This is a genomic window from Pelomonas baiyunensis, from assembly GCF_043555935.1.
Lineage (GTDB): Bacteria > Pseudomonadota > Gammaproteobacteria > Burkholderiales > Burkholderiaceae_C > Pelomonas > Pelomonas baiyunensis.
Genome location: NZ_JBIGIB010000005.1, coordinates 355828 through 377942, shown reverse-complemented (window position 1 = coordinate 377942; position 22115 = coordinate 355828). Strand labels below are relative to the sequence as shown.

21 protein-coding genes are annotated in these 22115 nt (G+C 69.7%); 9 read left to right on the top strand and 12 right to left on the bottom strand.

The genetic code is table 11. The features are described 5' to 3' along the window. Nucleotides 1-2 precede the first annotated feature (2 nt). The 3 genes from purU to ACG01O_RS18640 are packed head-to-tail and all read right to left on the bottom strand — an operon-like array spanning nt 3 to nt 2789. On the bottom strand, nt 3-857 hold the full coding sequence (purU, locus tag ACG01O_RS18650; RefSeq protein ID WP_394386907.1) for a formyltetrahydrofolate deformylase: 855 nt from the start codon (nt 855-857) through the stop codon (nt 3-5). Continuing rightward, entirely contained in the window at nt 854-1540 is a 687-nt protein-coding gene (gene lolD, locus ACG01O_RS18645; protein WP_394386906.1) for a lipoprotein-releasing ABC transporter ATP-binding protein LolD, read from the bottom strand. The genes purU and lolD overlap by 4 nt, the downstream gene beginning before the upstream one ends. Then, nucleotides 1533-2789, bottom strand: coding sequence for a lipoprotein-releasing ABC transporter permease subunit (locus ACG01O_RS18640; RefSeq protein WP_394386905.1), 1257 nt, complete (start codon nt 2787-2789; stop codon nt 1533-1535). Before ACG01O_RS18640 ends, lolD begins: the two co-directional genes overlap by 8 nt. Before the next feature lie 85 nt (nt 2790-2874). On the opposite strand from ACG01O_RS18640, the gene ACG01O_RS18635 reads away from it, so the two are divergent. Further along, nucleotides 2875-3441: a SixA phosphatase family protein gene (locus tag ACG01O_RS18635; protein WP_394386904.1), complete on the top strand. Its 567-nt coding sequence runs from the start codon at nt 2875-2877 to the stop codon at nt 3439-3441. Nucleotides 3442-3499: 58 nt separating this feature from the next. Here ACG01O_RS18635 and ACG01O_RS18630 read toward each other — a convergent pair whose 3' ends face one another. The 5 genes from ACG01O_RS18630 to ACG01O_RS18610 all read right to left on the bottom strand — a co-directional run bounded on the left by ACG01O_RS18630 (nt 3500) and on the right by ACG01O_RS18610 (nt 9213). Next, entirely contained in the window at nt 3500-4339 is an 840-nt protein-coding gene (locus ACG01O_RS18630) for an HDOD domain-containing protein (RefSeq protein WP_394386903.1), read from the bottom strand. Between the two features lie 76 nt (nt 4340-4415). Beyond that, nucleotides 4416-5711 (bottom strand): glycerate kinase type-2 family protein, encoded by a 1296-nt coding sequence (locus ACG01O_RS18625; RefSeq protein ID WP_394386902.1) that lies wholly within the window; start codon nt 5709-5711, stop codon nt 4416-4418. Beyond that, nucleotides 5708-6970: a urate hydroxylase PuuD gene (locus ACG01O_RS18620; RefSeq protein ID WP_394386901.1), complete on the bottom strand. Its 1263-nt coding sequence runs from the start codon at nt 6968-6970 to the stop codon at nt 5708-5710. Before ACG01O_RS18620 ends, ACG01O_RS18625 begins: the two co-directional genes overlap by 4 nt. Before the next feature lie 147 nt (nt 6971-7117). Further along, entirely contained in the window at nt 7118-8710 is a 1593-nt protein-coding gene (locus ACG01O_RS18615; RefSeq protein ID WP_394386900.1) for a methyl-accepting chemotaxis protein, read from the bottom strand. Then, nucleotides 8710-9213 (bottom strand): Cache 3/Cache 2 fusion domain-containing protein, encoded by a 504-nt coding sequence (locus tag ACG01O_RS18610; RefSeq protein WP_394386899.1) that lies wholly within the window; start codon nt 9211-9213, stop codon nt 8710-8712. The genes ACG01O_RS18615 and ACG01O_RS18610 overlap by 1 nt, the downstream gene beginning before the upstream one ends. Nucleotides 9214-9546: 333 nt before the next feature. Between ACG01O_RS18610 and ACG01O_RS18605 the strand changes: the two genes are divergently transcribed. Then, nucleotides 9547-10401: a substrate-binding periplasmic protein gene (locus tag ACG01O_RS18605; protein WP_394386898.1), complete on the top strand. Its 855-nt coding sequence runs from the start codon at nt 9547-9549 to the stop codon at nt 10399-10401. On the opposite strand, the gene xdhC is transcribed toward ACG01O_RS18605, so the two are convergent. Both xdhC and uraH read right to left on the bottom strand, forming a co-directional pair. Next, nucleotides 10325-11185, bottom strand: a complete 861-nt coding sequence (gene xdhC / locus ACG01O_RS18600; protein ID WP_394386897.1) for a xanthine dehydrogenase accessory protein XdhC — start codon at nt 11183-11185, stop codon at nt 10325-10327. The two genes, ACG01O_RS18605 and xdhC, sit on opposite strands and share 77 nt — an antisense overlap. Further along, a complete protein-coding gene (uraH, locus tag ACG01O_RS18595) occupies nt 11115-11468 on the bottom strand; it encodes a hydroxyisourate hydrolase (protein WP_394386896.1) in 354 nt (117 codons plus the stop codon). Before uraH ends, xdhC begins: the two co-directional genes overlap by 71 nt. A 32-nt stretch (nt 11469-11500) precedes the next feature. Here uraH and puuE point away from each other — a divergent pair, with 32 nt between their 5' ends. The 7 genes from puuE to ACG01O_RS18560 all read left to right on the top strand — a co-directional run bounded on the left by puuE (nt 11501) and on the right by ACG01O_RS18560 (nt 19571). Further along, a complete protein-coding gene (puuE, locus tag ACG01O_RS18590) occupies nt 11501-12466 on the top strand; it encodes an allantoinase PuuE (RefSeq protein ID WP_394386895.1) in 966 nt (321 codons plus the stop codon). Beyond that, on the top strand, nt 12463-14235 hold the full coding sequence (uraD, locus tag ACG01O_RS18585; protein WP_394386894.1) for a 2-oxo-4-hydroxy-4-carboxy-5-ureidoimidazoline decarboxylase: 1773 nt from the start codon (nt 12463-12465) through the stop codon (nt 14233-14235). Before puuE ends, uraD begins: the two co-directional genes overlap by 4 nt. After that, a complete protein-coding gene (locus ACG01O_RS18580) occupies nt 14232-14813 on the top strand; it encodes a GIY-YIG nuclease family protein (RefSeq protein ID WP_394386893.1) in 582 nt (193 codons plus the stop codon). The genes uraD and ACG01O_RS18580 overlap by 4 nt, the downstream gene beginning before the upstream one ends. A gap of 10 nt (nt 14814-14823) precedes the next feature. Next, nucleotides 14824-16038: an ArgE/DapE family deacylase gene (locus ACG01O_RS18575; protein WP_394386892.1), complete on the top strand. Its 1215-nt coding sequence runs from the start codon at nt 14824-14826 to the stop codon at nt 16036-16038. Nucleotides 16039-16068: 30 nt separating this feature from the next. Further along, on the top strand, nt 16069-16461 hold the full coding sequence (locus tag ACG01O_RS18570; RefSeq protein WP_394386891.1) for a DUF2946 family protein: 393 nt from the start codon (nt 16069-16071) through the stop codon (nt 16459-16461). Between the two features lie 83 nt (nt 16462-16544). Then, a complete protein-coding gene (locus ACG01O_RS18565; protein ID WP_394386890.1) occupies nt 16545-19016 on the top strand; it encodes a TonB-dependent receptor in 2472 nt (823 codons plus the stop codon). A gap of 18 nt (nt 19017-19034) precedes the next feature. Beyond that, the gene (locus tag ACG01O_RS18560; protein WP_394386889.1) at nt 19035-19571 is read left to right on the top strand and encodes a YcnI family copper-binding membrane protein; all 537 of its coding nucleotides are present in this window, start codon (nt 19035-19037) and stop codon (nt 19569-19571) included. 348 nt (nt 19572-19919) lie between these two features. Here ACG01O_RS18560 and ACG01O_RS18555 read toward each other — a convergent pair whose 3' ends face one another. Beyond that, nucleotides 19920-21161 carry a class I SAM-dependent methyltransferase gene (locus ACG01O_RS18555; RefSeq protein WP_394386888.1) on the bottom strand — a complete coding sequence of 414 codons (1242 nt, stop codon included), beginning with the start codon at nt 21159-21161 and terminating at the stop codon, nt 19920-19922. 93 nt (nt 21162-21254) lie between these two features. Next, nucleotides 21255-21971, bottom strand: a complete 717-nt coding sequence (locus ACG01O_RS18550; RefSeq protein ID WP_394386887.1) for a PEP-CTERM sorting domain-containing protein — start codon at nt 21969-21971, stop codon at nt 21255-21257. Between the last annotated feature and the right edge of the window lie 144 nt (nt 21972-22115).

The following is a 22115-nucleotide window of genomic DNA, read 5'->3' as shown; positions in this document are numbered from 1 at the left end:
GCTTACCGGAACACCACCGTGCGGTTGCCGTTCAACAGCACGCGGTGCTCGGCATGCCACTGGATGGCGCGGGCCAGCGCCACGCATTCCATGTCACGGCCGATGCCCACCAGCTGCTCGGGCGGCATGCTGTGGTCGATGCGGGCCACTTCCTGCTCAATGATCGGGCCCTCGTCGAGGTCGCTGGTCACGTAGTGGGCCGTGGCGCCGATGAGCTTCACGCCGCGCTCGTAAGCCTGGTGGTAGGGCTTGGCGCCCTTGAAGCTGGGCAGGAAGCTGTGATGGATGTTGATGGCCCGGCCCGACAGGTCGCGGCACAGCTCGGGCGACAGGATCTGCATGTAGCGCGCCAGCACCACCAGGTCGATCTGGTTCTCGGCGATGACTTCGCGGATCTTGGCTTCCTGCGCAGCCTTCTGCGCCTCGGTGCCGCCCAGCAGCGGGAAGTGGTGGAACGGGATGTTGTGCGACGCCGCGAGTTGGTAGAAGTCGCGGTGGTTGGAGACGATGGCCGGGATCTCCACGTTCAGGTGCCCGGTCTGCACGCGGAACAGCAGGTCGTTCAGGCAGTGGCCCAGCTTGGACACCAGCAGCAGCACGCGCGTCTTGCGGGCGCGGGCCACCAACTCCCAGTCCATGCCGAACTGCGCGGCCAGCGGGGCGAACGCGGCCTGCAGCGCGGCCTCGTCCGCCGCCGCCTCGAACTCGATGCGCATGAAGAAGCGCGCGTGGTCGGCGTCACCGTGCTGGTGCGAGGTGAGGATGTTGCCGCCCTGTTGCAGCAGCACACCCGTCACGGCATGCACGATGCCGGCGCGGTCGGGGCAGGAGAGCTTGAGGACGAAACGGGCGGTCATACAGAGGTCGCTTGGAATTGCCCCGCCACCAGCTGCAGCTGCCGGTCGCAGCGTGCCGCCAGGTCGCGGTCGTGGGTGACAAGGATGAAGGCGGTGCCGGATTCGCGGGCGCGCTCCAGCATGAGTTCGAACACGGCGGACGCGGTGTCGCGGTCGAGGTTGCCGGTGGGCTCGTCGGCCAGCACGCAGGCCGGGCGGGTCACCAGCGCACGGGCAATCGCCACGCGCTGACGCTCGCCGCCCGACAGCTCGCCGGGCCGGTGGTGCACGCGGTCCTTCAGGCCCACGCGCGCCAGCATCTCGGCGGCCGCAGCGCGGGCCACGGCTGGCGGTTCGCGGCGGATGCGCAGCGGCATGGCCACGTTGTCCAGCGCGCTGAACTCGGGCAGCAGGTGGTGGAACTGGTAGACAAAGCCCAGGTGCTGGTTGCGCCAACGGCCCCGCTCGGCCTCGTTCATGTGCGCCAGGCCCTGGCCCATCAGCGTGACGGTGCCGGCGGTGGGTTGGTCCAGCCCGCCCAGCAGGTGCAGCAGCGTGCTCTTGCCCGAACCCGAGGCGCCGATGATGGCCAACGTCTGGCCCCGGGGCATCTGCAAGTCCACGCCCTTGAGCACGTTGACGTCCAGCCCGCCTTCGTTGAAGCGGCGCGTCAGGCCCAAGGCCTGGATCACAAACTCATTCATAGCGCAGGGCCTCCGCGGGTTGCACGCGGCTGGCGCGCCAGCTCGGGTACAGCGTGGCCAGGAAGGACAGCAACAGCGACACGACGGCGATGGGAATGATGTCGCCCCGCTGCGGGTCACTGGGCATTTGCGTGATGACGTAGATGCTGCCCGGCAGGAAGCTCACGTTCAGCAGGTGCTCGATGGCCGGCACGATGACGTCGATGTTGCAGGCCACCAGCAAGCCCAGCAACACGCCGGACAGCGTGCCGATGACGCCGGACACCGCCCCCTGCACGATGAACACGCCCATGATGGAGCGCGGGCTGGCGCCCAGCGTGCGCAGGATGGCGATGTCGCTTTGCTTGTCGGTCACCGTCATCACCAGCGTGGAGACGAGGTTGAAGGCTGCCACCGCGACGATGAGGGTCAGGATGATGCTCATCAGGCGCTTTTCCACCTGCACGGCGTCGAACCAGGTGGCGTTGGAGCGGGTCCAGTCGCGCACCAGGACTTGCGGGCCCATGGCCGGGGCCAGTTCCGCGGCCACGCGCCGGGCCTCGTGCACATCGCGCAGCTTGAGCTGCACGCCGGTCGGGCCGCCAGTGCGGTAGAAGCGTGCCGCGTCATCGATGTGGATGAGCGCCAGCCCGGCGTCGTACTCGTAATGCCCAGCGCTGAACGTGCCCACCACATTGAACGCCCGCAGCCGGGGCGCCACGCCAGCCGGCGTGACCTGGCCATTGGGCGCCACCAGCGTGAGCTTGTCGCCCACGCCCACCCCAAGCTGGCGCGCCAGCTCCGCCCCCAGCACGATGTTCCAGGCGCCGGGCTGCAAGAGGCCGAACACGCCGTCTTTGAGCTGCGCCCCCAGGCCCGTGACCTGGGCCTCGTCAGCCGGCGAAATGCCGCGCACCACGGCGCCGCGGTAGGCGTCGCCACGGGCAATCAGGCTTTGGCTGGAGATGAAGGGCGCCGCGCCCACCACCTGCGGGTTCTGGCGCGCCCGCGCCGCCGTGGCCTGCCAGTCGGGCAGCGCATCGCCGGCGTAATCCAGCAGTTCAACGTGCGCGATGACGTTCAGCATGCGGTCGCGCACTTCCTTCTGGAAGCCGTTCATGACCGACAACACGATGATCAACGCCGCCACCCCCAGCGCGATGCCCAGGATGGACACGCCCGAGATGAAGCTGATGAAACGGTTGCGCCGCCCGCCGCGGCCGGCGCGCGTGTAGCGCCAACCCACCTGGAGTTCAAACGGCAAGGTCATGGGGCATCAAGGCGTACGGCATGGGGCGGCGATGGTAACTGGCCGCCCCCGCCCACAATGGGGCCCCCCCCCTTCTGGAGTTGCGATGAAGCCCTTGTCCGACACCGCTCTGGCCCGTGCGCTGACCCTCGCCTGCGCCACCCTCGCCCTGCTGGCGGCGCCCGCTGCCCGGGCGCTGCCCGACTTGGTCGTGCTGGTGCGCCACGCCGAAAAGGCCACCGACCCGGCAAGCGACCCGGGTCTGTCAGACGCCGGGCAACAGCGCGCGCAGGCCCTGGCCGACGCGGTGCGTGGCTTGCGCATCAACGCCGTGATCACCACCCAATACCAACGCACCCGCGCCACGGCGGCGCCGGTGGTGCAGGCGCTGGGGCTGACGCCGCAGGTGGTGGAAACGCGCCGGGGCGACCTGCCCGGCCATGTGCAAGCGGTGGCCGACGCGGTGCGCGAGCACACCGGCGCGGTGCTGGTGGTGGGGCACAGCAACACCGTGCCGGCGCTGCTGGCGGCGCTGGGCGGGCCACGCCTGCCGGATTTGTGCGAAACCAGCTTCCAGCACGTGTTCGTGCTGCAACCCGGCGGCACCGCGCCGCGCTGGGCGCACTGGACCTACGGCGCCCCGAGCGGCGCGCCCGAGGCGCAGTGCCAGTGAGCCGGCGCCGGTCGCTCGCCCCGGCGGCCGCATGCCGCCATCGGGACGGGCACTGGGCTCAGTGAAGCAACTGCTCCACCTCGGCGGCCGGATCGCCAGCAGCGGCCAACTTGGCGGCCAGCAGGTCCAGGTCCAGGTGCAGGTGCTCGATCAGTTCCGGCACGGCCAGCTTCAGTGCGGCCAGCGGGTCGTCATGGTGCTCGGCCGCGTCGGCCAACACCTCCGCCAGGTGCAGCACCGCGGCAATCAGCGAGAACGGGCGAATTTCCAGCGGCGTGTTGGCGTCGCGGAAGGCCTCCACCATGGCGTGCGGAAAGTGCCAGTGGGCGGCCAGCGAGGCGGTGACGTCGGCGTGCGTGCAGCCGAAGCGGTGTTCTTCCAGCGAGAAGCGGCTGCCCGGCTCGGCGGCGTGGGATTCCACATCGGCCACCAGCTTGGGCTCGTCCATGGCCATCAGCAGTTGGCCGGTACGCAGCATCAAGCCCGCCAGGTAGGCGGTGTCGCTCATGCCGCCGCTCACGCCCAACATGCGCGACAGCAGGCGCGCGTAGTTGGCGGTGGCCACGCTGTGGCGCCAGAAGAGGCTGCGGTCCAGCCCTTGAATCTTGGGGAAGGCCCCGCTCAGGCAGGCCGCCATGGCCAGGTTGCGCAGGGTCTCCAGGCCCAGCGCGTGGGCGGCGTCGATGACGGTGGAGATCTGGTGCGACGGGCTGTAGTGCGCCGAGTTGGCCAGCCGCAGCACCTTGGCCGCCAGCGTCGAGTCCTTCTCGATCAGCGCGGCAATTTCCGCGAGGCCCACGTTGTCGTCATCGAAGCTCTTGAGCAGCCGTGAGGCCACTTCAGGCATGGTCGGCAGGGCACTGTGCTTGACAAAAAAACGCTCGGCGGCGGCTGTCATCGGGGTCTCCTTCCAGACGTGAGATGCGACCCAGTCTAGGACGAAGCTCCCACGCCCGCCACGCGAAAAAGCCGCCTCAAGTGATCAGCAATGCACGGAAATCGTTGACGTTTGTGAACGTCGGCCCGGGCACCAGCAGGTCGCCCAAGGGCTCGAAAAACGAGGCGCTGTCATGCGCGTCCAGCAGGGCCTGCGGGTTCAGCCCCAAGGCCCGTGCCCGGGCCAGGCTGGTGGGCGTGAGCAGCGCCCCGGCATGCGGCCCCACGCCGTCGATGCCGTCGGTGTCCGCCGCCAGCCCGAACACGCCCGGCTCGCCGCCCAGGGCCAGCGCGCAGCCCAGCAAAAACTCGGTGGCCCGCCCGCCCCGGCCGGCGGGCCGACCGGCGTTCACCGTCACCGTGGTCTCGCCGCCGGACAGGATCACGCACGGCCGCGCGAAGGGTTCGCCCCGCCGCGCCACAGCCCGCGCCAGGGCGGCATGAACACCGCCCACCACGCGGGACTCGCCCTCGATCTCGTCGCTCAGGATGTGTGCGGGCACCCCGTGCGTCCGGGCCAACCGGGCCGCTGCGTCCAGGCTCATTTGCGGTGTGGACAGCATCACCTGCTCGTGCCCGCTGAAGCACGGGTCGCCGGGCTTGGGCGTCTCGAAGGCGCCTGAGGTCAGACCGGCCAGCGCGGCGGGCGGCAGGTCGATCTTGTAGCGGCGGCAAATGGCGAGTGCGTCGGCGCAGGTGGTGGCGTCAGCCACCGTGGGGCCGGAAGCGATGACCGCCGGGTCGTCGCCCGGCACGTCGCTGATGGTGAGCGTGAACACCCGCGCCGGGGCGCAGGCCGCGGCCAGGCGCCCGCCCTTGATGGCCGACAGGTGCTTGCGCACGCAGTTCATCTCGCCAATGGCGGCGCCGCTGTTCAACAGCGCGCGGTTCACCGCCTGCTTGTCGGCCAGCGTGAGGCCCGGCGCGGGCAGGCTCATCAGCGCCGAGCCGCCGCCCGAGATCAGGCAAATGACGAGGTCGTCCGCCGTGAGCCCTTGCGTGAGGGCCAGCAGGCGCTCACTCGCAGCAAGGCCTGCGGCATCGGGCACGGGGTGCGCGGCTTCCACCACCTCCAGCCGGCGCGGCCGGTAGCCCGGCGGCACATGGCCGTAGCGGGTGATGACGAGACCGGAGAGCGGCGCTTCGGCCGGCCAGGCCACCTCCAGCGCTTGCGCCATCGCGCCGCCCGCCTTGCCCGCGCCCAACACCAGGGTGCGGCCCTTCTTGGGGTCCGGCGGCGAGGGCAAGTGCGCGGCCAGCATCTGGCCGGGCAGCGCGCTGGCCACGGCCGCGTCGTAAAGCTGGCGCAGCAGGGCGCGCGGGTCTGGGGTCATGGTTGGGTGGCCCAGCGCCCGATGAGGGCGCGTTCGTCGTCGGTGATGCCCGTGGCGTTGTTCAGCGGCATGGCCTTTTGCACCACCACCTGCTGGTAGATCTGCGCCTTGTGCGCCGCCAGGCCCTCGGCCGAGTCCAGCCGCACGCCCTTCTGGGCGGCCTCGCCCGCATGGCAGGCCACGCAGCGCTGGGCCGCAACGGCCTGAACCTGGCCCGGGGTCACCGGCGCGGCGGGCGCCACCTGGGGCTGCGGCGCCATCCACGCGATGAGCCCGGCCAGCAGCGCCAGCGCCAAGGCCACGGCGCCCCAGCTGTTCACGCCCTTGTGGCGCTTCACGAAGAACACGCGGATCGCCACGCCTGCGGCCATCAGCACGCACAGCACCAGCCAGTTCTGCGGGTGCTGGTGCAGCATGCCGTAGTGGTTGCTCAACATGGCCACCAGCACCGGCAGGCCGAAGTAGGTGTTGTGCACGCTGCGCTGTTTGCCGCGCTGGCCGTAGAGCGGGTCGGGCTTTTGGCCGGCGCGCATCTGGGCGATGACCTTCTTCTGGCCCGGAATGATCCAGTGCGCCACGTTGGCGGTCATCATGGTGGCCAGCGTGGCGCCCACCAGCAGGAAGGCTGCCCGCCCGGCGAACAGGTGGCAGGCCAACCAGGCCGCGCCCACCACGAACAGCGCCACCACCGCGAGCACCCGGCCGTCGTTGCCGATCTGCCCATCCCGCGTGCGGCCCAGCGTGATGCAGGCCAGGTCATACACCCCGGTGCCCACCACCAGGAAGCCCAGCGCCGCCAGCACCGCCTGCCACGGCGCGCCCCAGGCATGCACGCGCGGGTCGATCAGCATCTGGCTGGCGTTGAGCAGGTACAGCACCACGAAGAGTGCAAAGCCGCTCATCCACGTCCAGTAGCTCTCCCAGTAAAACCAGTGCAGCGTCACGGCGCCCCCAGTCGCGCCGCCTTGCGGCGCTCCGCCCCCCGAGGGGGTCGCGGAAGCTCGGGAACGGCCCGTCGCTTCCGCGAGGGGCAAGTTGACCGGCGCCACCATGTACTTCTGCGGGTTGTAGAACCCGCCGCCGTGCACGGCCCAGAGTTCGCCATCCACGCCCTTGACTTTCAGGTCGTCAGCCGTGGGTTTCTGGAGGTGGTTGTCCATCCAGACGAAATAAAAAGACGCGCCAATCCAGGCGATGACGGTGATGACGTGCAGCCAACGCAGCAGCAGGTTGGCCCAGTCGAGCAGGTAGATGTCCATGAGCGGTGGAGGTCTCGCGCGGCCCCACCACGGCGGGTGCTGTGGGGCCCGAAGCGTCGCGTCTGCAGGCGCAAGGCGCCCGACACCGCTGCGACGACACGCGAGTGTATTCAGCACCGCCGGGCCGCCCTAGGCGGCCCGCGGGTGTCAACGCGACAGCCGGAAGAAGGCCACCGCCTCCACCAATTGCTGCGCCTGGGTGCGCAGGCTCTCGGCCGCTGCGGCGCTCTCTTCCACCAGGGCAGCGTTTTGCTGGGTGCTCTGGTCCATCTCGCTCACGGCGGCGCCCAGGTCGTTGACCTGCTGCGCCTGGTGCGAGCCGGCCTGGCTGATGTCGGTGACGATGCGGTCCACCTTCTGGATCGCCTCCACCACCTGCTGCATCGTGGCGCCTGCCCGGTCCACCTGGCTGGAGCCTTGCTGGATTTGCTCCACGCTGGCGGTGATCAGCTGTTTGATCTCCTTGGCCGCCGTGGCGCTGCGCTGCGCCAAGCTGCGCACCTCGCCGGCCACCACGGCAAAGCCACGGCCTTGCTCACCGGCACGGGCCGCCTCCACCGCCGCGTTCAGCGCGAGGATGTTGGTCTGGAACGCAATGCCGTCGATCACACCGATGATTTCCGCGATGCGGGCCGAGCTTTGCGAGATGCCCCGCATGGTGGCCACCACCCCGCCCACCACTTCACCGCCCTGGGCCGCAATGCCCGAGGCGGCGGTGGCCACGCCACTGGCGTCGCGCGCGTTCTCGGCACTGCCCAGCGCTTGCTGGCGCAGTTGATCCATGGCGCCGGAGGTGCGCTGCAGCGCGGCCGCCTGCACCTCGGTGCGCTGCGACAGGTCGCTGTTGCCCGAGGCAATCTCCTGGCTGGCCGTGGCCACGCTGTCGGCGCCGCGGCGCACCTGGTCCACCACGGTGATCAAGCGCTCCTGCATGTCGGCCAGGCTGGCCATCAGGCTGCGTGTGTCGCCTGTGCGAACGCGCACCGTGTGCGTCAGGTCGCCACCGGCAATGCGCTGCAGCAGATCGGCCGCCACACGCGGCTCGCCGCCCAGGTCACCCGAGAGGCTGCGCGCAATCAGCACCGCCAGCAGCAGGCCCGAGCCCAGCGCCACCGCCAGCAATGCCGCGGTGATCAAGCGAGCGCGCTGATACAGCTGGTCCGAGGCTTCGCCGGCGGCTTGCCCCGCCTCGAAGCCGGCTGCGGCCACTTTGTCCAGTGCCGCAATCGCGTCGTCGAAGCTGGATTTGCCCGCGCCGTCGCTGATTTCCTTGCCGTCGTCCTGCTTGCCGCCCTTGTCCAGGGCAATCACCTTTTGCGTGGTATCCAGGTAGGCGGCCAGCAGCTTGTCGAACTCCGCCCGCAGGGCCTGATGGTCGCCTGGCGTCACCAGCGGAAGGTGGTCTTGCAGCGCCTGCTTCGCCGTTTGCAAGGCGTTGCGGATCTTCTCCTCGTACTCGTCCATGTAGCCCGCGTCGGCCGCAGTCGTGTGCTTGACCACGAACTCGCGGTGCTCCAGCAGCGCTGCCCGCGCGGCGGCGAGGTGCCCCGCCGTGGGCAGCCAGCGCGAGGCCAGTTCGCTGGAGGCCGAACGCACCTGGCTCAACGCCAGCAGCGAACCCACGCCGATGACGGCCGACAGCAGGATGAGCCAGCCGAACGCCAGCGCCAGTTTCTTGGCGGTGGCCAGCCTGGCCAACCGCTCACGGAGGCCCGAAGCCCCCTGCGTCCACGCCGACATCAGCTCTTCTTGAAGCCAACGTAGGTCACGCCGATCACGCCACCCTTGTCATCCTTGATGGGGTTGTAGCAAGCGTTGAACATCGTGCCCAGCACGTCCACCTCGCCGCAGAAGCTTTGGCCCTTGGAGACCGCGTCGTACGCCTTGGCCCGGGCAAGGTTGGTGCCCACACCGCGCTTGCCTTCGGGCGTGAGCACGTTGGTGGAGATGCGCACGAACTCGTCGCCGCTCTTCACGAAGATGGTGGCCGTGGCGCCGGACTTCTTCTTCACGTCGTCCACGATGTCGTAGTTGTTGTTCAGCTTGCGCGGGCCGAAGAACAGGCCCGGCGCCGTCTTGTCGCCCGCCTTTTCGGTGCCATCCACCTTGGCCGCGCCCAGCTTGGTCAGACGCGCATCCAGTTCGGCAATCGTGGCCTTGGGGTCGTTGGCCTGCGCAGCCGCCAGACCCGATGCCACCAGCAAGGACGCAGCCACAGCCGCACGCACGGAGATCTTCTTCATGGGTATCTTTCAAAGTTGCCGAGAACGCCGCGCCGCTATCAACCGTCCTTGGCGGCGCAAGCGCGTGCATCTTCAAGACAGCTAACCGCAATTACAAGCGCAACCCCTGGGGGTGCAAGGGCTTGCGGTAAGAGTTCACGGCCGCTGAGCAGGCGGGCGGACACGTGCGCCAGACGCACACGGGGCTCTCGTGCGTTGATTCAGAGCCCGCCGGTCCGGCGCCCCCCTGGGCCGGCTGGGCTGCGCTGAACAACCGGCGCAGCCGTGCAGCGCATCACACCTTCGCCGCCGGCGCACCGTGCCACCCGGCGCCACGCGTTCAAGAATGCGGCCATGTCCGCCCTTCAGCCTCTCATGCGCCGGGTCTGGCCCCGCGCGGCCCTGCTGGGCGTGGCGATGGGTGCGGCCCTGAGCGCCCAAGCGCAGGACGCGCCCCCGGTGCGGCTGGCCACCAACGTGGAGCGCAGTTACTTTCCGCCCGCCGAAGCCCTGTTGCGCAAGGCCTACGCGAGCCTGGGGCTGCAGGTGGAGTTTGCGGCCTGGCCGCTGAACCGCGCGCAGGTGGAACTCACCGCCGGCCGGCTGGATGGCGTGGCCATGCGTGCCGAGGTGTTTTTCACCCAAACGCCGGCGGCCCGCAAGGTGGACGTGCCGCTGCTGACACTGCAGGTGTTTGCGTTCACGCGCCCACCCTGCCCTGCGGCGCTGAGCGCCGACGACCTGGCCCGCCGCCGGTCGGCCTACCAACGGGGCATGGTGGTGGCGGAAAGCCTGATTCCCGAACCCATGCGCTTGCCGGCCAACACCCCCAGCGACGCCTTCATGCTGGTGGGCCTGGGCGCGGCGGACTACGCCTTGACCCTCACCACACCCTGGATGGCCGAGCTGCCGGTGCTCACCCGCCAGGGCAACCTTTGCCGCGTGGCCACGCCGCTGAGCCAGACGGTGCTGTACCACGGCGTGCACGAGTCGCACGCGGCCTGGGTGACGCCATTGGAGCAAGCCCTGCGCGCGCTGCGCGACCGCGGCGAGATTCAACAGGCCTGGGTGGCCTACGAGCGGGAGATTGCGGCGCAAAACGCCGGCCTGCAGGCGCAGCCCGGCCGCAGCCTCACGCTGACGCCGGTGCCGCCCCCGGCGGCGTCTGCGGCAACGCCAGCAGCTGCGCCAGCACGGACACCGCAATGACGCCCGGCTGCTTGCCCACCACGCCGGGCACCCCGATGGGGCAGGTCACGCGCGCCAGGTCGGTGCCGTCAAAGCCCCGCGCCTCCAGCCGCTGACGAAAGCTCGCCCACTTGGTGCGGCTGCCGATCATGCCGATGAAGGGCAGGTCGCCCCGCTCGCGCTGGCGCTTCAGGCACGCGGCGAGGATGTCGAAGTCTTCCGCGTGGTTGTGCGTCATCACCAACACCGCCGCGCCGGGCGGCAGGTCGGCCACGGCATCGGCCGGCGGGTCGCTCACCACCTGCTGCCAGCCGCGCGCTGGTGGCTGGGCGGGGAACTGGCTCTCGCGGCTGTCCACCCAATGCAGGGCCAGCGGCAGCTCACGCGCCATGTGCGCCAGGGCCTGGCCCACGTGGCCGGCGCCGAACAGCGCCACCGGCCGCAGCGCCTGGGGCGGCAGGTGGGCCGCCAGGTCCGCCCCAGCGGGCGGGCGCTCAAAGCGCAGCCACACCACGCCGCCGCAGCACTGGCCGAGGCTCGGGCCCAGGGGGTAGCGCACCTCGTCGGGCAGTTCGCCCCCGGCCAGCGCCGCGCGGGCGCGGGCGATGGCGTCGAACTCCAGATGCCCGCCGCCCACGGTGCCGGTGATGCCATCCGGGCTCACCGCCATCCAGGCCCCCACCTCGCGCGGCACGCTGCCTTGCGTGCGCGACACGGTGACGAGGACTTGCCCCTCAGCTGCCACGGTAGGTGGAATACGCCCAGGGCGAGGCCAGCAGGGGCACGTGGTAGTGGCTGTCGGCATCGGCAATGCCGAAGTCCAGCGGCACTTCATCCAGGAAGGCCGGCTCGGGCAGCGGGGTGCCGTGGGCGCGGAAGTAGGCCGCCACCTCGAACACCAGCCGGTAGCGGCCCGCAGTGAAGGCCGAGCCTTCCAGCACGGGGCCATCGGCCCGGCCGTCGTCGTTCAGCACCAGGCTGCGCAGCCACTTGGGGCCTTCAGCGTCGAATCGGTACAGCCGCACGGCCATGCCGGCTGCGGGGCAGCCGTTGGCGGTGTCGAGCACGTGTGTTGTGAGTTTGCCCATGGGAGATCCTGTCGATGGGGCAAAGTGTAGGGATGAGCACAGCGCAAGCGCCCCGCTATCCCCGCGACCTCGTCGGTTACGGCGAAAACCCACCCCACGCCCAATGGCCCGGCCAGGCCCGCGTGGCAGTGCAGTTCGTTTTGAACTACGAGGAAGGCGGCGAGAACTCGGTGTTGCACGGCGACGCCGGCAGCGAACAGTTCCTGTCTGAAATGTTCAACCCCGCCAGCTACCCGGCGCGGCACCTGAGCATGGAGAGCATCTACGAGTACGGCTCGCGCGTGGGCGTGTGGCGGCTGCTCAAAGAATTCGAAAAGCGCGCCCTGCCGCTGACCGTATTCGGCGTGGGCATGGCGCTGGAGCGGCACCTGGACGTGACGCAGGCCTTCATCGAACTGAACCACGAGATCGCCTCCCACGGCTGGCGCTGGATTCACTACCAAGGGCTGGACGAAGCCACCGAGCGCGCCCACCTGGCGCAGGCCATGGCCAGCCTGCAGCGCCTGACCCTGGGGCGCGACCCGCACGGCCTGGGCTGGTACACCGGCCGCGACAGCCCCAACACCCGCCGCCTGGTGGCGGACTTCGGCGGCTTCGAGTACGACAGCGACCACTATGGCGACGACCTGCCCTTCTGGCTGCAAGTGCGCAAAACCAGCGGCGAACTGGCGCCGCACCTGGTGGTGCCCTACACCCTGGACTGCAACGACATGCGCTTCGCCCTGCCCCAGGGCTTCAGCCATGGCGAGCCCTTCTTCGAGTACCTGCGCGACACCTTCGATGTGCTCTACGCCGAAGGCGCCGAGGCGCCCAAGATGATGAGCATCGGCATGCACTGCCGGCTGCTGGGCCGCCCGGGGCGCTTCAAGGCGTTGCAGAAGTTTCTGGACCACATCGAGGCGCACGACCGCGTGTGGGTGTGCCGCCGGCTGGACATCGCGCGGCACTGGAAAACCACGCACCCCTTCGACCCCAAGACCGCCTTCCTGTGGGAATGATGACCCTGGACCAACTCAACGCCGCCAGCGCGGCGGACTTCGTCGCCCTGCTGGACGGCACCTACGAACACTCGCCCTGGATTGCCGAGCGCGCCGCCGCGGCCCGCCCGTTTGCCACGCTGGCCGCACTCAAGGTGGCGCTGGCCCGCGTGGTGCGCGAGGCCACGGTGGACGAGCAGCTGGGCCTGATCCGCGCCCACCCGGAACTCGCCGGCAAGGCGGCGGTGGCGGGCGAGCTGACGGCCGAGTCGACGAACGAGCAGCAAAAGGCCGGACTCACCGCCTGCACGCCGGACGAATTCGCCCAACTGCAGCAGCTGAACGCGGCTTACAACGCGCGCTTCGGCTTCCCGTTCATCCTGGCCGTGCGCGGCCCGCGCGGCACCGGATTCACCCGCGCCGAAATCATTGCCACCTTCGAGCGCCGGCTGCGCGCGCACCCGGACGTGGAACGCGCCGAATGCCTGCGGCAGATCCACCGCATCGCTGAGATCCGCCTGAACGACAAGTTCGGCGTGACACCGTCACTCGGCCAACAGCTGTGGGACTGGGCCGCCGAGCTGGCCCGCCACAGCGACGACCCCGAGTGGCTGACCTGCACCTACGCCACACCCGCCCACACCGCCGTGGCCGAGCAGCTGATGGCGTGGATGCGCGAGTGCGGCTTTGACGACGTGCACCGCGACGCGGTGGGCAACGTGGTGGGCGTCTACAACGGCACGGGCAGCGCCTCGACCGAGCCGCGCCTGCTCACCGGCAGCCACTACGACACCGTGCGCCGCGCTGGCCGCTTCGACGGGCGGCTGGGCATCCTGGCGCCGATGCTGGTGGTGCGCGAGCTGCACCGCGCGGGGAAGCGCCTGCCCTTCGGCCTGGAGGTGGTGGGCTTCTCGGAAGAAGAGGGCCAGCGCTACGCCGCCACCTTCCTCGCGTCCAGCGCGCTGACCGGCGCGTTCGACCCCGCCTGGCTGGACCAGACCGACGCCGCGGGCGTGCCGCTGCGCGAGGCGATGCAGTCTGCCGGCCTGCCGGGCACCATGGATGCCATTGCCGCGCTCAAGCGTGACCCGAAGCGCTACCTCGGCTTCGTCGAGGTCCACATCGAGCAGGGCCCAGTGCTGGACAGCCTGGACCTGCCGCTGGGCATCGTCACCAGCATCAACGGCAGCCGGCGCTACACCGGCGAGATCGTCGGCCTGGCCAGCCACGCTGGCACCACGCCCATGGGCCAGCGGCGCGACGCGGCGGCCGGCGTGGCGGAGCTCATCCTGTTCTGCGAGCAGCGCGCCACCGCTGTGGCCGACGTGGTGGCCACGGTGGGCATGTTGGAAGTGCCTTCGGGCTCCATCAACGTCATCCCCGGCCGTTGCCGGTTCAGCCTGGACCTGCGCGCCACCACCGACGAAGCCCGCGACGCGCTGGACGCCGATGTGCGCGCCCAGCTCGACGAGATCTGCACGCGCCGCGGCCTGAGCTACACGCTGCAGCCGACCGTCGCTGCAAACGCGGCACCGAGCGACTCCGCGTGGCAAGCCCGCTGGGAAGCCGCCGTCACCGCGCTGGGCCTGCCCATCCACCGCCTGCCCTCCGGCGCCGGCCACGACGCGATGAAGCTCCACGAACTGCTGCCGCAGGCCATGCTGTTTGTACGCGGCGGCAACGGCGGCATCAGCCACAACCCGCTGGAGTCGGTGACGGTGGATGACGCGGAGTTGGCGGTGCTGGGGCTGCAGGCGCTACTCAACCAGTTGGAGCCCGGCGCAGCATGACGAACGATTCGTCTTATTACGTCTACGCCCTGAAAGACCCGCGAACGTCCCCTGCGATGCCGTTCTACATCGGCAAAGGAACAGGAACTCGATCCCACGACCACTTGGTCAAGCCGGACGGAACGAGAAAAGGGGACCGCATTCGAGAGATAGAGGCCACAGGCGCGAAAGTCCTTGTGGCGCGCCTTGTCGACGCATTGGAAGAGCATCAGGCCATCCGACTCGAAGCGGAGCTGATCTCCGCGTTCGGCACCATCGACACCGGCGGCATCCTGACGAACAGCGTCATGCCGACCGGCGTTGCACGCAAGGCGCGGTCCACCGTCGTCGTTCCCACAGGCGTCAAAGAGAAGGCGCAGTTGGGCTTGGCCCTACTGAAAGACGCCGTGCTCGAACTGGCGAAGGCCAACCCGTCCGGCATTTCAAACTCTGAGACTGCAAGTTTGTTGGGACTTCGCAGCGATTACGGCGGCGGCTCGAAGGACTACCTCTCGTACAGCCTGCTCGGCCTTCTGATGCGGGAAGGAAAGCTCGCTCGCTCCCCGTCAAATCGCAAACACGTCGCGCGCGTTGAATAAACGGATACCCATGATTGATTCCTGGATCGCCAAGAATTTCGACGACGAAGTCCGCTTCCTCCAAGCCCTCGTCCGCATCCCCACCGACACCCCGCCCGGCAACAACGCGCCGCATGCCGAGCGCACGGCCGAGTTGCTGACCGAACTCGGCTTCACCGTCGAGAAGCACGCCGTGCCGGCCGCCGCGGTGCAGGCCGCGGGCATGCAGTCCATCACCAACCTGATCGTGCGGCATCGCTTCAGCGAAGACGGCCCGACGATTGCGCTGAATGCGCACGGCGACGTGGTGCCGCCCGGCGAGGGCTGGACGCACGACCCCTACGGCGCCGACATCGTCGACGGCAAGCTCTACGGCCGCGCGTCGGCCGTGAGCAAGAGCGATTTCGCCACCTACACCTTCGCGCTGCTGGCGCTGAAGCACTCCGGCCTGCCGCTGAAAGGCGCGGTGGAACTGCACTTCACGTACGACGAGGAATTTGGCGGCGAGCTGGGCCCGGGCTGGCTGCTCCAGCAGGGCCTGACGAAGCCCGACTACCTGATTGCCGCCGGCTTCAGCTACCAGGTCGTCACCGCCCACAACGGCTGCCTGCAGATGGAGGTGACGCTGCACGGCCTGGCCTCGCACGCGGCCTACCCGCACACCGGCGTGGACGCGCTGCAGGCGGCAACGAAGCTGCTGACCGCGCTGTACGCCCACAACGAGGTGCTGAAAACGCGCGTGTCCACAGTGCCGGGCATCACCCACCCCTACCTGAACGTGGGCCGCATCGAGGGCGGCAGCAACACAAACGTGGTGCCGGGCAAGGTGGTGCTGAAGCTGGACCGCCGCATGATCCCCGAGGAGAACCCGGCCGCCGTGGAGGCCGAGGTGCGGGCGCTGATCGAACAGACGGTGGCGGGCTCCCCGGGCATCCGGCTGGAGATCAAACGCCTGCTGCTGGCCCACCCCATGACGCCGCTGCCCGGCGCCGCACCGCTGGTGGCCGCGCTGCAAAAGCACGGCGAGGCGGTGTTCGGCGAGCCCATTCCCACCTCGGGCACGCCGCTGTACACCGATGTGCGGCTGTACACCGCCCACGGCATTCCGGCCGCCATCTACGGCGCCGGGCCGCGCACGGTGCTGGAGAGCAACGCCAAGCGGGCCGACGAGCACCTGAACCTGGCCGACCTGCGACGCGCCACGCAGGTGGTGGCCGGCGCGTTGGTTGATTTGCTTCAAGCCTGAGGCCGCCCCCGCTGCCTAGAATCGCGCCCCATGCCCGCCCTGCCCATCACGCACCGCACCGCCCGCCGCTCGGCGTGGTGGCTGCTGGCCGTGTTCCTGCTGGGCGTGCTGGCCCCGGGCATCAGCGCCGCACTTGCCCACGCGCGGGGTGACTTCTCGGCCTGGCAGGACGTGTGCCGCGCCCCCACGGCCACCAATGCCGCGAAGCCCAAGCCCATCGAGGCTGCGCTGGACCTGCTGGCCAAGGGCCACTGCCCGGCCTGCCACCTGAACACGGCCGACTTGGCCACCCCGCCCGCGCCCCCCGTGCTGGCCTTGCGTGACGACCTGGTGCTGGAAGCCCCCGACCGCTTCTGGACCGCACCCGTCACCGCCCACGCCTGGCGCCCTGCCAGCGCACGCGCCCCACCTGGGCGGATCTGAGTCCCCTCACGCCGCCGCGGCCCTGTGGGCCCGGCGTTTGCCGTCGCGCCTGCGGCGGCTTGGCTCTGATCCCTGCCCTGTTCATGAAAAAACTGCCTCTTGCGCGCGCGGCTGCCGCCTGCGCCGCCCTGGCTGGCTTCGCTCTGGCCCACACCTCGGCCCTGGCCTGTGACGACTGCGATTGCGACGACGCGCCAGCGTCTTCCACACCGCCTGCCGCTGCAGCCGCCGCAGCCGCGGCAACTGCCACCGCCGCTGAAACCGCCCCGCCGCCCCGCACGCGCCTGGGCCTGGTGCGGGTGACGGGCGCCTCGCCCACCAGCCTGCCCACCAACATTCCCACCACGCGTGAGACGGTCACGCGCGAAGACATCGCGCGCAACATCAACGCCACCGACGCGGAAGACGCACTCAAGTACCTGCCCAGCCTCTTGGTGCGCAAGCGCTACATCGGCGACTACAACCACGCCATCCTGTCCAGCCGCGCCTCGGGCACCGGCAACAGCGCGCGCTCGGCGGTGTATGCCGACGGCATCTTGCTGTCCAACTACCTGGGCAACGGGGTGGGCGGCCTGAGCTTTCCGCCGCGCTGGGGGCTGGTGACGCCAGAAGAGATCGAGCGCGTGGACGTGATGTACGGCCCGTTCTCGGCCGCCCACCCGGGCAACTCGGTCGGCGCGGTCGTGGACTACCAGACCCGCATGCCCAGCCGCTTCGAGGCGCATGCCCAACTCACGCACAGCGTGCAGCCGTCCAGCCTGTACGGCGAGCACGCCACCTACCGCGCCACGCAGGCCAGCGCCTCGGTGGGCAGCCGCGAGGGTGCGTTCAGCTGGTGGCTGAACCTGAACCACACCGACAGCGAAGGCCAGCCGCTGACCTACGCGACCCGCCTGCTGAGCAACGGCGTGGCCAGCACGGTGGGCACGCCGGTGACGGGCGCCGTGGCGGGCCTGAACAACGCCAACCAGGCGTGGTTGCTGCTGGGCGCCGGCACGCAGTACCAAACCCGGCAAGACCACCTCAAGCTCAAGCTGGCGGTGGACCTGAGCCCCAGCCTGCGCGCCAGCTACGTGCTGGGCCTGTGGCGCAACGACGCGGACGGCAACTCGCAAAGTTACCTGCGCGACGCCGCCGGCAACCCGGTCACCAGCGGTGCCATCAACGTGGGCGGCCTGGCCTTCTTCACGGGGCCGCAGCTCATCAACGGCAAGACGGTGACCGGCACACAAGGCCTCACCGGGGCGGACTTCGCCCTCACGCGAGAGCAGCTGCTGCACGCGATGCACGGCGTCTCGGTCAAAAGCCACAGCGGCGGCGAGTGGGACTGGGAGGCCGCCGCCAGCCTGTACAGCTACCAGCGCGACGACAAGCGCCAGAACGCCGCCACCAACCCGCAGCCCGGCGCCTGGACCGGTGGCGCTGGCACGCTGGCCGACGGCAGCGGCACCGGCTGGCACACGCTGGCCCTGAAGGGCGTTTGGCGCCCGGCGGGCACCAACCACGTGGTGGACCTGGGCATGCAGCAAGACAGCCACCACCTCAGCTACCGCACTTCCAACATCACCGGCAACTACCTGGCCGACGCGCCGGGCACGCTCGCGAACAACGCACAGGGCCGCACGCAACTGCAGGCCGCCTACGCCCAAGACGCCTGGCTGCTGAGCCCCGACTGGAAGGCCGTGCTGGGCCTGCGCGCGGAAGCCTGGCAGGCGCGCGACGGCCGCACCGACTTCTCGGCCACCGCCGGCCAGAGTTACCCGGTGCGCCGAGAACACGCCCTGTCGCCCAAGGCCGCGGTGTCGTGGCAGGCCGCGCCGGACACGGTGCTCAAAGCCTCGCTCGGTCGCGCGGTGCGCATGCCCACGGTCAGCGAGCTGTACGGCGCCACGTCCACCACCAATTCGCAGTACATCAACGACGCGAACCTCAAGCCCGAAAAGTCGTGGACGGGCGAGCTGAGCGCCCAGACGGCTTGGGGGCCGTGGCAGTCGCGCCTGACGGCGTTTGCCGAGACCACGCGTGACGCCATCTACTCGCAGACCCTGCTCGACCCCGCCGCCAACAAGAACATCAGCCGCGTGCAGAACATCGACCGCATCGGCACCACCGGGCTGGAGGCCACGCTGGCGGCGGTGGACTGGGGGCTGCCGGGGCTGGACCTGTCCGGCAGCGTCACCTATGCCGATTCCAAGATCAAGGCCAACCGCGGCTTCGTCGCCACGCCGGGCGACACCCTCGGCAAGTGGCAGCCCAACATCCCGCGCTGGCGCGCCACGGCGCTGGCGGCCTACCGCTTCAACGGCCAGTGGAGCGCCAGCCTGGCCGCGCGCTACAGCGGCCGGCAGTTCCGCACGCTGAACAATGCCGACGTGAACGGCTTTGCCTACCAGGGCGTCAGCCGCTACGCGACAGCCGACCTGCGCGTGCGGTGGCAGATCGACCGCCAGTGGACCGCCGCCTTCGGCATCGACAACCTGAACAACGACCGGTACTGGAACTTCCACAACTACCCGCAGCGCAGGTATTCGGCTGAGCTGAAGTTCGACCTGTAAGACGCGGAGCACGCACCCATGAAAGCCTTCATCGCCACTGCCCTCACCACCCTCGCCGCTTTATCCGCCACCACCGCCCAAGCCCACGTGGTGCTGGAACAGCCCGACGCGCCGGCCGGCAGCGGCTACCGCGCCACCTTCCGCATCGGCCACGGCTGCGACGGCGCGGCAACCAAGGTCGTCGTCGTCACGCTGCCCGCCGGGCTGCGCGGGGCCAAGCCCATGCCCAAAGCCGGCTGGACGCTGACCACCACGCGCCGCCCCCTGGCCAAGCCCTACGAAAGCCACGGCAAGCCCGTGACCGACGAACTGGCCGAGGTGCGCTGGACGGCCAACACGCCGGCCGACTTCCTGCAGGACGATTGGGTGGACGAGTTCGTGCTGCGCGCCAGCCTGCCGGCCGAACCCGGCGTGTTGTGGTTTCCGGTGCGCCAGTTGTGCACCCAGGGCGAATGGAACTGGGCCGAGGTGCCCACTGCCGACACACCCAAGCCCCGCGCCCCGGCCGTGAAGCTGACGGTGACGCCCGCCCGCGCCGAGCCCCACGCGCACTGAGTCGGGCTGGGCCGGGCTGAACCGAAAAAAGCCGGGCGCACCCCGGCTGATCGCGGCTTTGTTCACACCCGGCTGCGCTGATGATTCATCCCGTCACCAGTGCACGGCCCCCGGCAACGCTGCGGCCCCTGGCGAGGTGGAGCTCGAGCCCACCCGCGACCCAAAGCAATGACGTTTGGCCCGCACCCAGCACGCTCGCGTGTTGCCCGCGTTCGGCCGCCTGCGCTGTGATGCACGCCGCAGCCCCATGTTCCTTCGGGAATGTCTCGGGCGGCGTGAGGCGCCCTTGCGCCCCGACGGTTCCGCCGCCGGGGCTTTTCCTTTGCACCCGCCCGGGGTGCGGCCGGTTCAAGCCGCCAGCAACTGCTCCAGGCGCTGCTCCCGCAGGCCGTAAAAGCGCTTGATCTCGGCGATCTGCGCCAGCAACTCGGGCCGGCGTGCTGCCAGCGCCTCGGCCGCCGCGCCTTGCGCCTTCACGGCCAGGATCATCTTGTTCTTGCTGGTGTGCTCCAGCGCAATGAACTCGAACACCTGCGTGCGGTAGCCCTGGCTTTCCAGCAGCAGGGCGCGCAGCGAGTCGGTCACCATCTCGGCCTCCTGGCCCAGGTGAATGCCGTGCTGCAGCATCGGCTTGAGCGCCGCCGGCATCTGCATCTGCGGGCGAATTTCCTTGTGGCAGCAGGGCGAGCTCATGATGATGCGCGCGCCGCTTTGCAGGCCCACGTGCAAGGCGTGGTCGGTGGCGATGTCGCAGGCGTGCAGCGCAATCATCACGTCCAGCGGCTGCACGGCTTGTGTGCGCACGTCGCCCTGGTCGAAGCGGATGCCTTGCAGCTGCTCGCCCTCGATCACCGCGTTGCACAGCTTCACCATGTCGTCCCGCAGCTCGATGCCGGTCACGCGCGGGCCCAGGCCCTGAGCCTGCAGCCAGGCATGCACCGCGAACGTGAGGTAGCCCTTGCCGGAGCCGAAGTCCGCCACGCGCACCGGCGCCGTCAGGCCCGCTTCGTCCACGGCGGCCGACAGGATCTCGACAAACCGGTTGATCTGCTTCCACTTGCGGGCCATGGCCGGCACGAGCGCAGCCTGGCCCTTGACGAGGTGCGTCAGCCCCAGCGCCGCCCACACGGGCTGCGCCATGTCCAGCGGTCGATGTTTGGCTTTGTCGTGGCCGGCGGGGGCTGGGGCTGCGGTTTCATCCCCGTCCACCCGCGTCACGCGCAGGGTTTCGCGCCCCTTGCGGCTGACGGCGAACTGCACCTCTTCCGTGGCGGTGTGCAGGTGGGCATTGCGAAACCGCGCGCCCAGCAGCGTGGCCAACTCGGCCAGCCCGGCCTCAGGCGCGTGGTTCTTGGTGATGTCTTTCGTGCGGTGGCGCCACAGGAAGGTGAGCGCAGGCTCACCGCGCAACTCAATCGCACGAACGGTCAGCCGCTCCACGTCCGCATCGTCACCCTCCACAGCCACCGGGCCCGAGAGCAGCAGCTTGCCGAACTGCCCGCTGGCCAGCGCCAGGCGCACCAGGTGCAAAAAGCGCTCATGCGCGGGCGCGGTGGCGGCGGGAGGCGGGGTGATCAGGCGGGTGAACATCGGGCCGGATTGTCCGTGACCCGCACACCTCGCGTTCATCCGGGCCGGCGGAACGAACGCGGCTGACAGCAGCGTCCGTTCGGCTGGCTGCCTTCAGCGCCGACGGCGCACGGCCCCCATCACGCCGAGGGCCAACGCGGCCAGGGCCAGCGCGCCCGGCTCTGGCACCGTGCCGCCACCACAAGCGCGCCCGGTGCACTGGTTATCGCTCGTCAGGCGGAAGTCCTGGAAGGTCCACGCCCGGCTGAGACCGTAGTCCGGGCCGGCAGTGCTCTCACGCAGGCGGATGCCCAGCGAGGTGCCGCCGCTGGTCACCAGGCTGTTGAAGAAGCTGGTCACATCGAAACTGAAGATGTCGCCGACACCGAAGTTCGCGGGGTCGATGTTGAAGGTGCCCACTTGGCCCAGCGACGGCGCCTGGTAGTCGGTGATGTCCTCGAGGTTGTTGCCCGCGTAGGCCTCCACGATCACGGTGCCCGTGAACGGCGTGTTGTTGGTGCCGTTGAACAGGCCGCCCGCCTTGTAGATGTCAAAGGTGACGAAGGCGGACGACGCCAGGGACTGGCCGGCCAGGTTGTACTCCGACAACCCGCGCACCTCCTCCACGGAGAAGCGCCCCACCTCGGCCTTGCCTGCCGGATTGCCGAACACGCCGCCGGTGCTGGAGTGGAAGTGCGAACCGACCGCGGTGTTGGAACCGGAGGCCACGGCGAACGTGAACCCGTTGGTGATGAGGGCCGCCTGGGCTGTTGCAGCTGTCAGGGCCAGCGCGGAGACCAACAGGCCGCGCTTGAACATGCGATGGATCATGGGTACCCCTAGTTTGAAGCGCCCCCAAGACTGGGGCCACTGCAACGAGGCAACTTTCAAGCCAGACAGGCCCTACCCCCGGGCAGCGGCGCTGTCAGCCCAGCAACGGCCCGCCACGACCCCGCCGAAATGACAAATATTTCG

What these genes read in the sequence shown, in the direction of transcription:
- ACG01O_RS18620 (WP_394386901.1), bottom strand. Translation starts at nt 6,970, where the DNA reads ATGGACATCTACCTGCTCGACTGGGCCAACCTGCTGCTGCGTTGGCTG.
- ACG01O_RS18605 (WP_394386898.1), top strand. Translation starts at nt 9,547, where the DNA reads ATGTCCGCCCTTCAGCCTCTCATGCGCCGGGTCTGGCCCCGCGCGGCC.
- ACG01O_RS18565 (WP_394386890.1), top strand. Translation starts at nt 16,545, where the DNA reads ATGAAAAAACTGCCTCTTGCGCGCGCGGCTGCCGCCTGCGCCGCCCTG.
- lolD (WP_394386906.1), bottom strand. Translation starts at nt 1,540, where the DNA reads ATGAATGAGTTTGTGATCCAGGCCTTGGGCCTGACGCGCCGCTTCAAC.
- ACG01O_RS18570 (WP_394386891.1), top strand. Translation starts at nt 16,069, where the DNA reads ATGCCCGCCCTGCCCATCACGCACCGCACCGCCCGCCGCTCGGCGTGG.
- uraD (WP_394386894.1), top strand. Translation starts at nt 12,463, where the DNA reads ATGATGACCCTGGACCAACTCAACGCCGCCAGCGCGGCGGACTTCGTC.
- ACG01O_RS18560 (WP_394386889.1), top strand. Translation starts at nt 19,035, where the DNA reads ATGAAAGCCTTCATCGCCACTGCCCTCACCACCCTCGCCGCTTTATCC.
- ACG01O_RS18555 (WP_394386888.1), bottom strand. Translation starts at nt 21,161, where the DNA reads ATGTTCACCCGCCTGATCACCCCGCCTCCCGCCGCCACCGCGCCCGCG.
- purU (WP_394386907.1), bottom strand. Translation starts at nt 857, where the DNA reads ATGACCGCCCGTTTCGTCCTCAAGCTCTCCTGCCCCGACCGCGCCGGC.
- ACG01O_RS18625 (WP_394386902.1), bottom strand. Translation starts at nt 5,711, where the DNA reads ATGACCCCAGACCCGCGCGCCCTGCTGCGCCAGCTTTACGACGCGGCC.
- ACG01O_RS18635 (WP_394386904.1), top strand. Translation starts at nt 2,875, where the DNA reads ATGAAGCCCTTGTCCGACACCGCTCTGGCCCGTGCGCTGACCCTCGCC.
- xdhC (WP_394386897.1), bottom strand. Translation starts at nt 11,185, where the DNA reads ATGCCGACAGCCACTACCACGTGCCCCTGCTGGCCTCGCCCTGGGCGT.
- ACG01O_RS18580 (WP_394386893.1), top strand. Translation starts at nt 14,232, where the DNA reads ATGACGAACGATTCGTCTTATTACGTCTACGCCCTGAAAGACCCGCGA.
- ACG01O_RS18615 (WP_394386900.1), bottom strand. Translation starts at nt 8,710, where the DNA reads ATGTCGGCGTGGACGCAGGGGGCTTCGGGCCTCCGTGAGCGGTTGGCC.
- uraH (WP_394386896.1), bottom strand. Translation starts at nt 11,468, where the DNA reads ATGGGCAAACTCACAACACACGTGCTCGACACCGCCAACGGCTGCCCC.
- ACG01O_RS18640 (WP_394386905.1), bottom strand. Translation starts at nt 2,789, where the DNA reads ATGACCTTGCCGTTTGAACTCCAGGTGGGTTGGCGCTACACGCGCGCC.
- ACG01O_RS18630 (WP_394386903.1), bottom strand. Translation starts at nt 4,339, where the DNA reads ATGACAGCCGCCGCCGAGCGTTTTTTTGTCAAGCACAGTGCCCTGCCG.
- ACG01O_RS18575 (WP_394386892.1), top strand. Translation starts at nt 14,824, where the DNA reads ATGATTGATTCCTGGATCGCCAAGAATTTCGACGACGAAGTCCGCTTC.
- ACG01O_RS18610 (WP_394386899.1), bottom strand. Translation starts at nt 9,213, where the DNA reads ATGAAGAAGATCTCCGTGCGTGCGGCTGTGGCTGCGTCCTTGCTGGTG.
- puuE (WP_394386895.1), top strand. Translation starts at nt 11,501, where the DNA reads ATGAGCACAGCGCAAGCGCCCCGCTATCCCCGCGACCTCGTCGGTTAC.
- ACG01O_RS18550 (WP_394386887.1), bottom strand. Translation starts at nt 21,971, where the DNA reads ATGATCCATCGCATGTTCAAGCGCGGCCTGTTGGTCTCCGCGCTGGCC.